The sequence below is a fragment of the Pseudomonas sp. PME37.24/006 genome, from assembly GCF_055556635.1.
On sequence record NZ_JBVHNL010000004.1, the window covers coordinates 558,363 to 571,850 of the forward strand.

The window sequence follows — 13,488 nt, forward strand, 5'->3', positions numbered from 1 at the left end:
CGTTTATAGATATAGGCCCCGGGTATCGCTGCGCTCAACGCCAGGCTACCGGTAGGAACTTCCGTAGCCTGGGTGGAGCAGCGCAATACCCGGGAAAATCGTCTGCGCCTGTTCTGGCTGAAGCAACTAGCCAAGAAACAGCTTATAGGCCGGATTGTCGCTTTCATCCCAATACGGATAGCCGATCGCATCCAGCGCCGGCGCGAGCAGATGGCGCTCGTCTTCCGGCACCTGCAGGGCAGCCAGCACGCGACCGTCGGCGGCGCCATGGTTGCGGTAATGGAACAGCGTGATGTTCCAGCGCCCACCCAGCTTGTTGAGGAAGTTGAACAGCGCACCCGGCCGCTCCGGGAACTCGAAACGGAACACGCATTCGTCCGGCACGGCTGCGGCATGCCCGCCGACGGTGTGGCGGATGTGCAGTTTGGCCAGTTCGTTGTCGGTCAGATCGAGCACCGGGAAGCCCTGGCCACGCAGATTCTCCACCAGCGCTGCACGGGGGTCGTTCTCCGGATGGGTCTGCACGCCGACGAAGATGTGCGCCTCGCCATCCTGGTGGTAGCGATAGTTGAATTCGGTGATCTGCCGTTTGCCGATCGCTTCGCAGAAGGCCTTGAAGCTGCCCGGCTTCTCCGGAATGGTCACGGCGATGATCGCTTCGCGTTTTTCACCCAGCTCTGCCCGTTCCGCCACATGGCGCAGGCGGTCGAAGTTGACGTTGGCGCCGGAATCGATGCCCACCAGCACCTGGCCGGTGGCGTTTTCACGCTCGACGTACTTCTTGATCCCGGCCACTGCCAGGGCGCCGGCGGGCTCGGTGATTGAGCGGGTGTCGTCGTAGATGTCCTTGATCGCCGCACAGATCTCGTCGGTGCTGACGGTGATCACTTCATCGACGCACAGCTTGCAGATATCGAAGGTGTGCTGACCGATCTGCGCCACTGCCACGCCGTCGGCGAACAACCCGACTTGCGGCAGAACAACGCGTTCGCCTGCGGCCAAGGCCTGTTGCAGGCAGTTGGAGTCATCCGGCTCGACGCCGATAATCTTGGTCTCCGGACGCAGGTATTTGACGTAGGCGGCGATGCCGGCGATCAACCCACCGCCGCCGACCGGAACGAAGATCGCGTGCAGCGGGCCCTGATGCTGACGGAGGATCTCCATCGCCACGGTGCCCTGGCCGGCGATCACATGGGGATCGTCGTAGGGGTGCACGTATACCAGGCCCTTTTCCTCGACCAGCTTCAGCGAATGCGCCAAGGCTTCGGGAAAGGCGTCGCCGTGCAGCACCACCTTGCCGCCACGGGAACGCACACCCTGCACCTTGAGCTCAGGCGTAGTGCGCGGCATGACGATGGTCGCCTTCACGCCCATGTGCTTGGCGGCCAGCGCCAGGCCCTGGGCGTGGTTACCGGCCGACGCGGTCACCACGCCGCGGGCCAGCTCTTCAGGGGTGAGCTGCGCCAGTTTGTTGTAGGCGCCACGAATCTTGAACGAGTAAACCGGCTGCAGATCCTCGCGCTTGAGCAGAATCTGATTGCCCAGGCGTTCGGAGAGTTGGCGAGCGGGTTGCAGCGGGGTTTCCACGGCAACGTCATAGACACGGGAGGTCAGGGTCTTCTTGACGTACTGTTCGAGCATGGCAGGCATCGCAGGCGGCTTCATGGGGAACCCCGGAGTCTAACGCAGCCATCCGCCGAGCGACCATACGAATTCCGGGGTTTTGCCGGCTATAATCAGCGCCTCGTTTCCTTCTCTCTTGTGGAACCCGCATGACCCAGGATCAGCTCAAACAAGCCGTGGCTCAGGCCGCCGTCGACTTCATCCTTCCCAAGCTCGACGCCAAGAGCGTCGTTGGGGTCGGCACCGGCTCCACGGCCAACTGCTTCATCGACGCCCTGGCCAAGCACAAACTGGACTTCGACGGCGCCGTAGCCAGCTCCGAAGCCACTGCCGCGCGCCTCAAGGGCCATGGCATTCCGGTGTACGAACTCAATACCGTCAGCGACCTGGAGTTCTACGTCGACGGCGCTGACGAGAGTGACGAGCGCCTGAACCTGATCAAGGGCGGCGGCGCAGCGCTGACCCGCGAGAAGATCGTCGCCGCCGTGGCGCGCACCTTCATCTGCATCGCCGACGGCAGCAAGCTGGTGCCGGTGCTCGGCGCCTTCCCACTGCCGGTGGAAGTGATCCCCATGGCCCGCAGCCACGTGGCCCGTGAGCTGGTCAAACTGGGCGGCGACCCGGTCTACCGCGAAGGCGTGCTGACCGACAACGGCAATGTGATCCTCGATGTGCACAACATGAGCATCACCGACCCGGTGAAACTGGAAGCGGACATCAACGCCATCGTCGGCGTGGTCACCAACGGCCTGTTCGCCGCGCGCCCGGCCGACCTGCTGCTGCTCGGCACCGCCGAAGGCGTGAAATCGCTGCAGCGCTGATTATCGCAGGCGCTACCGAAAAGGCCGGGTGAGCAGTCACTCGGCCTTTTTGCTGAAGATGTAGAAGAGATTGGGCTCGCTGATCATGTAGATCACACCATTCTCGTCCATGGCGATACCCTCGGCCTGAGGCACGGATTCCTTGAGCCCCTGTTGCCCACCAACCAGCGACAGGCTACTGACCGGTTCGCCCTGAGTATTCATCTCAACCAGCAAGCGCGAGTCATCGGAGAGCGCGAGGAGGTGCCCGCTACCGGCGACGTATTGCAGGCTGGACAGATCGCGCACGAACAGCCCCTCGTCACGCTGGCGGTCATCGATGATGCGGATCGCCGACGGCTTGCTCGGGTCGAGATGGGGAAAGCCATGCACCTCGTAGATGCGCAGTGGATCGCGCTCCTTGGCGACGAACAGGCGCTTGCCCGCCAAGTCGTAGGCCAGGCCTTCGAAGCCTTTGTTCTTGGCCTCCATCTCCAGGCCCAGCGACAGCTGCTGACCATCGGCAGCGTCGACACGGGTAGTGGTGTCGTCGATACGCACTTCGACCAGACGCTGCGGGCGCTCGTCGGCGATCACGAAGATCCCCGGAGCCACATATTCCACCGCCTCCGGATCACCGAAACCGACCAGCTCGATCTCTCGCAGCACCTTGCCGTCCAGCGAAAGCTCGATCAGCCGCGAGTTCTGGTTGGTGACGGTGAACAGGCTCTTGCGCAGCGGATCGTAGGTCAGTGCCGACACATCGTCGTCCAGACCGTCGATCACCTGTGCTTCCAAGGTTACCTCATAACCATCGAGCCACAGCGCGTTGGCCGGCGCGTCGTCGGGCTGCTGCACATTGAACCAGGCCCGTTCGAAGACCCGGAACTCCTGACCCCAGACAGCCAGCAGCGAGGCCGCGATGAGTATGAACAGCACCAGCAATGCCTTGAAGGAAAACAGACGACGCATATCGGTTCACTTGTCCATCGGCGGGAAAAACCGCGCTGCCTCTGGGTAACCACGCGGAGGCGAGCATTTGAGATCGGCGAAGCTAACAGCCCTCGCGTCACTTCACCAGCGCGGCGAGCCCGGCAGCTCTATCGCAAGCTGGCCGATTCTCGCCGCACGACACCTGGCTCAGTCGCTCTTGCTGTCCTTGCTGAAGACGTAGAAGAGATTGGGCTCGCTGGTCAGGTAGAGCACACCGTGATCATCCATGGTGATGCCTTCCGCCTGCGGTACTGACTTCTTGAGGCCCTGCTGACCCTGCAGTAACGACAGGCTGCTGATCGGCTTGCCGTCCTCGCCCAGCTCGACGACCAGCCGCGACTCATCCGACAACGCCAGCAAATGGCCGGTGAGGTTGTCGTAATGCAGGCTGGAAAGATCACGCACGAAGATGCCAGCATCACGTTTTCGGTCATCGCGGATCTGCACCGGATTGGGCGCGGCCGGGTCGAGGTTGGGGAAGCCATGTACCTCGTAGATTCGCATCGGATCACGCTCCTTGGCGACGAACAGGCGCTGCCCTTTCAAGTCGTAAGCCAACCCCTCGAAGCCCTTGTTCTTGCTGCCCATCTCCAGGCCCAGCGACATCTGCTGACCGTCGGCGGCATCGATGGAGGTGGTGGTGTCGTCGACGCGGATCTTGACCAGCCGCTGCGTGCGCTCGTCGGCGATCACGAAACGCCCAGGCGCCACGTATTCCACAGCTTCGGGATCACCGAAACCGACCAGCTCGATCTGCCGCAGCACCCTACCGTCGAGGGACAGCTCGATCAGCTTGGGGTGCTGGTTGGTCACGGTGAACAGGCTCTGGCGATCCGGGTCGTAGGTCAGCGCCGAAACGTCGTCCTCCAGTCCCTCGATGCGCTGCGCCTCGATCACCACCTTGTAGTCGCTCAGCCACAGCGAATGCGAGGGCGCCTCGGCGGGCTGGCTGACATTGAACCAGGCCCGTTCAAACAGGCGAAATTGCTGGCTCGTGATGGCCAGCGCGGCCAGCACAACGAGCATCAACAGCAGGAATAATCCTTTGATCGAAATCAGACGACGCATGGTGGCTCACATATCCATCAGCAAAAACGACAACGCCGCCCCTCGGTACTCCGAGAGGCGGCCATTCAGTGCGGTAGTGGACGCTAACAGCGCGTGCCTTATTTCACCAGTTCAACGATATCGACGTCGATTTCGCGGCTGGTCAGATCCTTGTCGACTTCACCAGTCAGCTTGACGTTGGCCTTCTCGGAGATGGCTTGCGGCGGCCAGTCTTCGTCGTCGATTTCAACGTGGATAGTGCCGGTGGCGTCCTTGAACTCATAAAGTTCGTCTTGCAGACGCTTGACGATCTGGCCCTGCAGTACCACCGGGGTGTCGTCGTCGGCTTTCAGCGCCTGTTCGACAGTGGTGACCTGAGCGACCTGACCCGGACCGGTGTAGCCGGCGGCCATGGCAGCGGAAGAGAACAGTGGAACGAGCAGCAGTGCGAGTGCGGGAGCTTTCATGGGTGTGACCCTCTATCTGTAGATGACGGGGTCAGGTTAAGTCGACTAGCTGAAGCCAGGCTTAAAGCCGGCTTAAGTGAAGCTTAAAGAGCAGCGACAAGCTTCAAGCTGAAACCCAACACAAGCGTGCTCTTTCAGATCGTTCCTCACGCTGGAGCGTGGGAATGCCGCCTGGAAGGTGGATAGGTAACGCGACCAGTTGGTGGGCTGAAGCCCACCCTGCAGCCCCATGGCGCTCTGTCGTAGGGTGGGCTTCAGCCCACCAAATCGAACGACAGGCACCACATTCAAGGCAATCGCTGTGTCAGATGACCCGGCTGGCGAAGCTGGAGTGGCCGACCAGATCCAGCACGAGCTCATCACCCTTGTGCAGCGGGCCGACGCCAGCGGGGGTGCCCGTGAGGATCACGTCGCCAGGCTGCAGGTTGAAGTGGCCAGCCATTTCCTGGATCACCGGCAGGATCGCGAAGATCATGTCGCCGCTGATGCCATCCTGGCGCACTTCGCCGTTGATGGTCAGGCGGATGCCGATAGCAGCCAGGTCTTCGACCGCGTCACCCGGCACGAAAGGCGCCAGCACGCAGGCGCCATCGAACGACTTGGCCGGCTCCCACGGATGGCCTTGCCCCTTGAGCTTGTTCTGCACGTCGCGCAGGGTCAGATCCAGAGCGGGGGCGAAACCAGAGATGGCGTCCAGCACTTCCTCGTCACTCGGTTTACGCGACAACGGCTTGCCGATCAGCACGGCGATTTCCACTTCGTAGTGCACCGAGCCGCGATCTTCCGGGATGCTGAAGCCACCTTCGAGCGGCACCACGCAGCTGCCGGGCTTGATGAACAGCATCGGCTCGGTCGGCAGCGGGTTGTTGAGTTCCTTGGCATGCTCGGCGTAATTGCGGCCTACACAGACCACTTTGCCCATCGGGAAGTGGATACGGGTGCCATCGATATACTGGTGCTGGTAGCTCATGGTCGCTCCTTTTGTTATGCCTGGGATCAGTTGAAGATCTTGCCCGGGTTCATTATGCCGTTGGGGTCGAAGACCGCCTTGACCGCTCGCATGTAAGCGATTTCTGCCGGCGAGCGGCTGTACTCCAGATAATCACGCTTGGTCATGCCCACGCCGTGCTCGGCAGAGATCGAGCCGTTGTATTTCTCGACGGTCTCGAACACCCACTTGTTGACGGTCGCGCACTTGGCGAAGAAGTCTTCCTTGCTCAGTGCGTCGGGCTTGAGGATGTTCAGGTGCAGGTTGCCGTCGCCAATGTGGCCGTACCAGAGCACTTCGAAATCGGGGTAGCTGCCGGACACGATGGTGTCGATATCGGCGAGGAACGCCGGCACCTGGCTGACCGTCACCGAGATGTCGTTCTTGTAAGGCGTCCAGTGGCTGATGGTCTCGGAGATGTACTCGCGCAGTTTCCACAGGTTCTGCAACTGCTGCTCACTCTGGCTCATCACGCCATCGAGCACCCAGCCCTGTTCAACGCAATGCTCGAAGGTCGCCAGGGCAGCGTTGGCGACGTCTTCATTGACGGCTTCGAATTCCAGCAGGGCGTAGAACGGCGTGCGGCTTTCGAAAGGAGCCGGAATGTCGCCACGGCCGAGGATCTTGTCCAGGCACTTGTCGGAGAAGAACTCGAAGGCGGTGAGGTCGAGCTTGCCGTGAAAGGCATGCAGCACCGGCATGATCGAATCGAAATCCGGCGTGCCGAGCACCATGGCGGTGAGGTTGCGCGGAGCACGATCCAGACGCATGGTCGCCTCGACCACAAAGCCCAGGGTGCCTTCGGCGCCGATGAACAGCTGACGCAGGTCATAGCCGGTGGCGTTCTTGATCAGGTCTTTGTTCAGCTCGAGCAGCTCACCGGTACCGGTGACCACTTTCAGGCCAGCGACCCAGTTACGGGTCAGCCCATAGCGGATCACCTTGATGCCACCGGCGTTGGTGCCGATGTTGCCGCCAATCTGGCTAGAGCCGGCGGAGGCGAAATCCACCGGGTAATAAAGGCCCTTGTCCTCGGCGAACTGCTGCAGCGCGCCGGTGACCACGCCTGGCTGGCAGACCACGGTGCGGTTGGACTCGTTGAAGTCGAGGATCTGGTTCATGTAGTCGAACGACACCACCACTTCGCCATTGGCCGCGACTGCCGCTGCCGACAGGCCGGTACGACCACCCGAGGGCACCAGGGCAATCTTGTGGGTGTTGGCCCAGCGCACGATGGCCTGCACCTGCTCGATCGTCTTGGGGAAGACGATCGCGCTCGGGGCTGGCGCGTAGTGCTTGGTCCAGTCCTTACCGTAGGTTTCCAGGGAGGCGGCGTCGGTCAGCACCTTACCGGGCTCGACCAGGGTTTTGAGTTCTTCAATCAGCAGGTGATCGGTCATTTCAACTCTCGAAACATTCATGGTCGCCCTGAGAACCGTTCAGGTCGCAACCGAGCAAGGAAAAGGGAAGCCATGCTAGCATATGCCCCCCGCAAATCACGCTTCGCCGCGATCTGCAGGCCCATTGGCGGCAGCGCCGATACTTCTCCTGACACTTAAATTTAGTGGGGCAACAGGTACTCCGATGAGCACGACCTCTCTCGACAAGAGCAAGATCAAGTTCCTTCTTCTCGAAGGCGTCCACCAGAATGCAGTGGATACCCTGAAGGCGTCCGGTTACACCAACATCGAGTACCTCAAGACCGCGCTGTCCGGCGAGGAGCTGAAGGCCAAGATCGCCGACGCGCATTTCATCGGCATCCGCTCGCGCACCCAGCTGACCGAAGAGGTCTTCGACTGTGCGAAGAAACTGGTCGCCGTCGGCTGCTTCTGCATCGGCACCAATCAGGTCGACCTGAACGCCGCCCGTGAACGCGGTATCGCCGTGTTCAACGCGCCGTACTCCAACACCCGCTCGGTCGCCGAGCTGGTGCTGGCCCAGGCCATCCTGCTGCTGCGCGGCATCCCCGAGAAGAACGCCTCCTGCCACCGTGGCGGCTGGATCAAGTCGGCCGCCAACTCGTTCGAAATCCGCGGCAAGAAGCTGGGCATCGTCGGTTACGGCTCCATCGGCACCCAACTGTCGGTACTTGCCGAAGCCCTGGGCATGCAGGTGTTCTTCTACGACGTGGTAACCAAGCTGCCGCTGGGTAACGCCACGCAGATCGGCAAACTGCATGACCTGCTGGGCATGTGCGACATCGTTTCGCTGCACGTGCCGGAGCTGGCATCCACTCAGTGGATGATCGGCGAGAAGGAAATTCGCGCCATCAAGAAGGGCGGCATTCTGATCAACGCCGCCCGTGGCACCGTGGTCGAGCTCGATCACCTGGCTGCGGCGATCAAGGACGAACACCTGATCGGCGCGGCCATCGACGTGTTCCCGGTCGAGCCAAAGTCCAACGACGACGTATTCGAAAGCCCGCTACGTGGCCTGGATCGCGTGATCCTGACGCCGCACATCGGCGGCTCCACCGCCGAAGCCCAGGCCAACATCGGCCTGGAAGTGGCCGAGAAGCTGGTCAAGTACAGCGACAACGGTACCTCGGTATCCTCGGTCAACTTCCCGGAAGTGGCCCTGCCAGCACACGCGGGCAAGCACCGTCTGCTGCACATCCACGCCAACGTTCCGGGCGTGATGAGCGAGATCAACAAGGTGTTCGCCGACAACGGCATCAACATCTCCGGTCAGTACCTGCAGACCAACGAGAAGGTCGGTTACGTGGTCATCGACGTCGACGCCGAATACTCGGATCTGGCGCTGGAGAAGCTGCAGCACGTCAACGGTACCATCCGCAGCCGCGTTCTGTTCTAAGAACCTAGGCGCAATGAAAAGGGAGGCCTCGGCCTCCCTTTTCGTTTCCGGCAGTCGCTGACGTCAGAGCGGGCCGTCACCACGGCGGCGAAACCAGCCGGTCAGTGACAGTCGATCACGGCTGGCGGGCAGCACTTCGTGGGGTACATCGGCAGACAGGAAGACGACCAGTGCGCCGGCCTGAGGCCAGACATCACGCACCTCGCCATCGGCCAGGTATAGTCGCAACGCACCGCCCTCCTCCGGCAACCAGTCGTCGTTGAGATAAAGCACGGCAGAAACCGCTCGGCGATCCTCGTCGAGAAAGCGATCCAGGTGCTTGAGATAGAACGTCCCCGGCGGGTAGAAGGCGAAGTGACTCTCGTAGTCCACCAGCCCGAGATAGAGACTCTGGTTGAGCACGACACGCAGTTCGTCGAGCAACTGCAGGTAACCATCGCAGGCCGGCGACTGCCCAGCCTCGAGCCACTGGATATGATCACCGCGGGTGCCCTCACGTACCGCAACCGCGTGACCACGACCGGTACCAGCAGGCGCCAGCGTGCCCAGAGCGATACGTTGGCGGCACTCGTCGGCCAGTTGCTGAGTCAAAGCTGGGGAGGCGAACTGCGCTTGCAACGACCAACCGAACTCGGCAAGGTCATCGATGATGCGGTTCAGCAGCGAGTCGGTGATTTCGGTCGTCATGAGCGGATTCTACCCTGTGTCGACTACACCTCGACAAGTGCCACCCAGCTGCCGAAAATAGCCGCCCCAGACAGGAGTCCTTATGCGTGCGTTGTGTTGTTTCTTGTTGTTGCTCCTGAGCCTTCCCGCTCTGGCCGAGCCCCATGCCGAGTTGTATGAGAAAGCCGGCTGGCCGCAGCAACGTGCGCACTTCAGCGATGCCCTCAGCGCCGCCCAGGCCCGCTACCGCAACAGCCTGCCGCCCGCGGTTTATCAAGCGCTGGTGAGCAACAGCAATCAGCGTTTCGCGGCCAGCGCCATGGATCAGCGTGCAGAAAGCAGCCTGCGCGAGAACCTGGCCGATCCGACCCCAGCCCTGCACTTCTTCGAATCCCCTCTGGGCCGCAAGATCGTCGAGGCGGAGCTGCTCGCCACTCGCCCGGATCAATTGGCCAAGTACGCCGACGGCTTGCCGCTCAGCGAGGCAGACGCCACCCGCCGCTTGTTGATACGCCACCTGGCTCAGGCGCTGCCGGCCAGCGAGTCGGGCGCGGAAATCAGCCTGGCCCTGGCCGGTGTCGCTGCCGACAGCCTAAGCCAGATGATTCCCGGGCTGCTTGGCGCAGGCGCCGCCCAAGGCCTACTCGACGGCCAACGTCAGCGTCTGATGGCACAGATCGACAAGGATCTGGATAACACGCTGCTGCACGTCTACCGCGGGCTTTCAGACCCAGAGCTGGAAGAGTTCGTCACGTTCGCCCAATCCAGTGAAGGCGCGGCGTACTACAAGGCCGCGCTAGCGGCAATTCGCGCTGGCCTGGCGGTTGGTCAGTAAGCGCTCAACTGCTCGCCCAGATAATCGAAGTAGCGCTGACGCAGCGGCGCCGACTCATTGGCAAGGTGGTGTCGGGCTTCAGGCAGGCGCAGGATGCGCGGCGCACTGAACTTATTCTCCAGCACGCCGAGGTTGTGCCGCCAGTCCACCGTCATGTCTGCCTCGCCCTGAATGATCAGCGGGCTGCGCGTACTGCGCTGCGCCTGCTCGATACGCGGCACCCACTGGCTCAGCGCACCAACCCAGACAGTCGGCACCACCTTGGGCTGCAAGGGGTCGCGGTTGCGCAGAAAGTCGAGAAATTCCAGGTCACTGGAATTTTCACTGAAACGCCGTGGAATCTCCTGAACGAAACGGCGCAGCAGGCGATAGCTGAGTTGCGACCAGTTCCAGCGGCGCGGCCGTACCAGCGGCGCCAGCAGGATGGTCTCACCCACCGCGGCCAGCGGCTTGTCGTTGAGCAGGTAGTCGATCAGGATCGCCCCACCGGTGCTTTGTCCGCACAGGTGCCAGGGCTCCGGCAGTTCCAGAGCCTCGGCCTGTTGCAGTGCCGCGCGCAGCACCGCCTGATATTCAGCGAAATCATTGATGCTGGCGCGCAGCCCGCTGGACAACCCATGCCCAGGCAAGTCCACGGCAAGCACGGCAAAGCCCATCTCCAGGCCCCACTGAATCACGTGGCGATACAGCCCGCTGTGATCGTAATAGCCGTGCAGGAGCAGCAAGGTTGCGCGCGGCGCGACGGGTTTCCAGACCTGCGCTGCGATGCGATAGCCGCCCACCTCGAACCAGCCCAGCCGCGTTTCTACCGCGTCCTGCGGCACGAAGCCGTAGAACTGCCGATAGACGAGCTCCGCAGGCGACAGCGGCGCCGCACTGGCCAGAGGGCGCAGGCTGGCGACCAGGGATTCGGGCTGAAAGGTATCGGACATCAGGGGCATGACTCATTTGATTCACAGCAGCGTCACCCCAGCGGGCAACGGGTACAGTAGCGATATTCTGCTGCCGAGCGCCTCATGGCAAGCCAGCCTCGGCAGTGGCAGGCTTCAAGCACTGTGCAACTCGAAGCTGTCTCCACACCTAACAGAAGCTGTCATATGGCCCGTTCCCGCCGCACCACCCTGCTCGCCTGCCTGGTCACCGTGATCTGGCTGGTTGCCATGGTTGTCGCCTTTTGGTGGTTCGAGGCGCGCTACCTGCGGCCGTTCAGTGATCGCACCACGTTGTTCACAGGCGCAGAGCTGCGCCTGCCTGCAGAGCTGGCCGGATCAGGTGAAGTTCGCCTGGTGCATTTCTGGGATCCGGCCTGCCCCTGCAATGTCGGCAATCAGCAGCATCTCGCCGAGCTCACGGAACGTTACTCTGCGCGTGGCGTGAGCTTTCACGCTGTACAGAAGGCGGGCACCGACGGACAGCTACCCGCCAGTCTGAGTGCCCTGCAACCGCTCAGCGGATTGATCGGCAGCGACAACCTGCCAGCCAGCCCGGCCGTGGCGATCTGGGATCAGCGCGGCGAACTGGCCTATTTCGGCCCCTACAGCAGCGGCTTTACCTGCACCTCGGGCAACAGCTTCGTCGAGCCCGTACTCGACGCGCTGCTCGCTGGCCGGACAGTCGTTGCAAACAACAACCTGGCCAGCGGCTGCTTCTGCGATTGGGCAGAACTGCGCTGAACGGCCATTAAATAGAGCCGATGTTGCGCTTTTCCTCGTGTTCTGCCACAACTTCTGGGCGCAGCAGCAACCGGAAGGGAAACCATGCACAACAATTTCTATCGCCAGGCCGACCGCCTGATGCTTTGCGTCGTCTGGCTGATGACACTGTACGCATTCGGCCTGGCGTTCTGGCACTCGACCTGGGCCGCGGCACTGATCATCGGCGGCGGCACTGCCATCGCGCTCAGCGCTCTGTACGCCATGATCGGCGGCACCCGCCCTTACCGCTGCCTGATCGCGGTGGCGTTCATGGTCCTGGCGGCGCTGCATATCCAGCAAAGCCACGGCATGGTCGAAATGCACTTCAGCGTATTCGTCCTGCTGGCGTTCCTGGTCTATTATCGGGACTGGTTGCCGATCCTGCTGGCTGCCGGCACCATCGCCGTGCATCACCTGAGCTTCTTCGCCCTGCAGCAAAACGGCAGCGGCGTGTTCCTCCTGCAAGCGGGCGCTGGCTGGCCCGTGGTGTTTATCCACGCCGCCTATGTGATCGCCGAGACCATCATTCTGCTCGTGCTGGCTCGCCACAGCGCCCGTGAAGCGGCAGCAGGCGAAGACCTGCAACGCACCTCCGCGCACCTGCTGCGCGATGGCGAACCTGTCGACCTGGCGTATCGCAGCACCTCCAGCGACCGCCTGGCGCAACGCTTCAATCGCTTTCTGGCACTGCTCGACAACCTGGTCAGCCGGGTTGTCGGCGCAGGCGATGAGCTGCGTAGCACCAGCCAGCATCTCAGCCAGTCCACCCACGAGCTGAACAAGTGCGCCGAGGATCTGCTCAGCGCCACGGCACAGATGGGTGGCGCCATCGAGCAGATGACCCTGGCCGTGGGCGAAGTGTCCAACAGCGCTGAACAAGCTGCTCAGACCGCACGCCTGGCCGATCGCGACGCGGCGGCGGGCGCCTCGGCGATCACCGATACACAGAGCGAGATCCAGAGCCTGGCCCGGCAGATCGATGGCAGCAGCAGCGTGGTTCAGGAACTGGCCGAGGAAGCCAGAGCCATCGACAAGGTGCTGGAGGTGATTCGCTCGGTGGCCGAGCAGACCAACCTGCTGGCCCTCAACGCCGCCATCGAAGCCGCCCGCGCTGGCGAGCAGGGCCGCGGCTTCGCGGTAGTGGCCGATGAAGTGCGCCAATTGGCGCAACGTACCCAGCAGGCCACCGGCGAGATCCAGGGCATGATCGCCCGCCTGCAACAGGGCTCCACGAACGCGGTGAATGCGATGGCCGAAAGCCACGCCGGCGTGGCCCGCTGCGTCGGCCACACCCAGCGCACCGTGGCCCTGCTGGACAACGTGCACCGCTCCATCGAGGCGATTAAGGCGATTGGCGTTTCCACCCGCGAGCAGCTGGCGGCTACCGCCGAAGTGGCACGCCTGATCGAACAGGTGCGCCAGGTGGCCGGAGAGACGGCGCGCGACGCCGGCGAGGTGGCCGGCGACAGTCAGCGGCTGGCCTCGCTGGCCGAGCACCTGAATGGTCTTTGTGACCAGTTTCACGTCAGCCAGAACCGCGTGACGTCCTAGTTGCGGCCGG

At 62.4% G+C, this 13,488-nt stretch carries 13 protein-coding genes; 5 read left to right on the forward strand and 8 right to left on the reverse strand.

What is annotated here, in order from left to right; genetic code table 11:
• Positions 1-126 precede the first annotated feature (126 nt).
• Entirely contained in the window at positions 127-1,641 is a 1,515-nt protein-coding gene (gene ilvA, locus ACZ3GY_RS18680; RefSeq protein WP_465911847.1) for a threonine ammonia-lyase, biosynthetic, read from the reverse strand.
• Between the two features lie 131 nt (positions 1,642-1,772).
• Here ilvA and rpiA point away from each other — a divergent pair, with 131 nt between their 5' ends.
• Positions 1,773-2,444, forward strand: coding sequence for a ribose-5-phosphate isomerase RpiA (gene rpiA, locus ACZ3GY_RS18685; protein ID WP_225837224.1), 672 nt, complete (start codon positions 1,773-1,775; stop codon positions 2,442-2,444).
• A gap of 36 nt (positions 2,445-2,480) precedes the next feature.
• On the opposite strand, the gene ACZ3GY_RS18690 is transcribed toward rpiA, so the two are convergent.
• The 5 genes from ACZ3GY_RS18690 to ACZ3GY_RS18710 form a co-directional block, all read right to left on the reverse strand.
• Positions 2,481-3,395: an SdiA-regulated domain-containing protein gene (locus tag ACZ3GY_RS18690; protein WP_465911514.1), complete on the reverse strand. Its 915-nt coding sequence runs from the start codon at positions 3,393-3,395 to the stop codon at positions 2,481-2,483.
• A 168-nt stretch (positions 3,396-3,563) separates the two neighbouring features.
• Complete coding sequence (locus ACZ3GY_RS18695; protein WP_465911515.1) at positions 3,564-4,484, reverse strand: SdiA-regulated domain-containing protein; 921 nt, start codon at positions 4,482-4,484, stop codon at positions 3,564-3,566.
• Positions 4,485-4,582: 98 nt separating this feature from the next.
• Positions 4,583-4,930: a NirD/YgiW/YdeI family stress tolerance protein gene (locus ACZ3GY_RS18700; protein ID WP_465911516.1), complete on the reverse strand. Its 348-nt coding sequence runs from the start codon at positions 4,928-4,930 to the stop codon at positions 4,583-4,585.
• Between the two features lie 304 nt (positions 4,931-5,234).
• The gene (locus ACZ3GY_RS18705; protein ID WP_465911517.1) at positions 5,235-5,900 is read right to left on the reverse strand and encodes a fumarylacetoacetate hydrolase family protein; all 666 of its coding nucleotides are present in this window, start codon (positions 5,898-5,900) and stop codon (positions 5,235-5,237) included.
• A gap of 26 nt (positions 5,901-5,926) precedes the next feature.
• Entirely contained in the window at positions 5,927-7,318 is a 1,392-nt protein-coding gene (locus tag ACZ3GY_RS18710; protein WP_465911518.1) for a D-2-hydroxyglutarate dehydrogenase, read from the reverse strand.
• Positions 7,319-7,502: 184 nt separating this feature from the next.
• Between ACZ3GY_RS18710 and serA the strand changes: the two genes are divergently transcribed.
• Complete coding sequence (gene serA / locus ACZ3GY_RS18715) at positions 7,503-8,732, forward strand: phosphoglycerate dehydrogenase (protein WP_225837206.1); 1,230 nt, start codon at positions 7,503-7,505, stop codon at positions 8,730-8,732.
• 63 nt (positions 8,733-8,795) lie between these two features.
• On the opposite strand, the gene ACZ3GY_RS18720 is transcribed toward serA, so the two are convergent.
• Entirely contained in the window at positions 8,796-9,419 is a 624-nt protein-coding gene (locus tag ACZ3GY_RS18720; protein WP_465911520.1) for a 2OG-Fe(II) oxygenase, read from the reverse strand.
• An 82-nt stretch (positions 9,420-9,501) separates the two neighbouring features.
• Here ACZ3GY_RS18720 and ACZ3GY_RS18725 point away from each other — a divergent pair, with 82 nt between their 5' ends.
• A complete protein-coding gene (locus ACZ3GY_RS18725; RefSeq protein ID WP_465911522.1) occupies positions 9,502-10,233 on the forward strand; it encodes a hypothetical protein in 732 nt (243 codons plus the stop codon).
• Here ACZ3GY_RS18725 and bipL read toward each other — a convergent pair.
• Positions 10,227-11,165, reverse strand: coding sequence for a phospholipase BipL (bipL, locus tag ACZ3GY_RS18730; RefSeq protein WP_465911523.1), 939 nt, complete (start codon positions 11,163-11,165; stop codon positions 10,227-10,229). The two genes, ACZ3GY_RS18725 and bipL, sit on opposite strands and share 7 nt — an antisense overlap.
• Positions 11,166-11,330: 165 nt before the next feature.
• Between bipL and ACZ3GY_RS18735 the strand changes: the two genes are divergently transcribed.
• On the forward strand, positions 11,331-11,906 hold the full coding sequence (locus ACZ3GY_RS18735; RefSeq protein WP_465911525.1) for a DUF6436 domain-containing protein: 576 nt from the start codon (positions 11,331-11,333) through the stop codon (positions 11,904-11,906).
• An 858-nt stretch (positions 11,907-12,764) separates the two neighbouring features.
• Positions 12,765-13,478, forward strand: a complete 714-nt coding sequence (locus ACZ3GY_RS18740) for a methyl-accepting chemotaxis protein (RefSeq protein ID WP_463565958.1) — start codon at positions 12,765-12,767, stop codon at positions 13,476-13,478.
• The last annotated feature ends 10 nt before the right edge of the window (positions 13,479-13,488 follow it).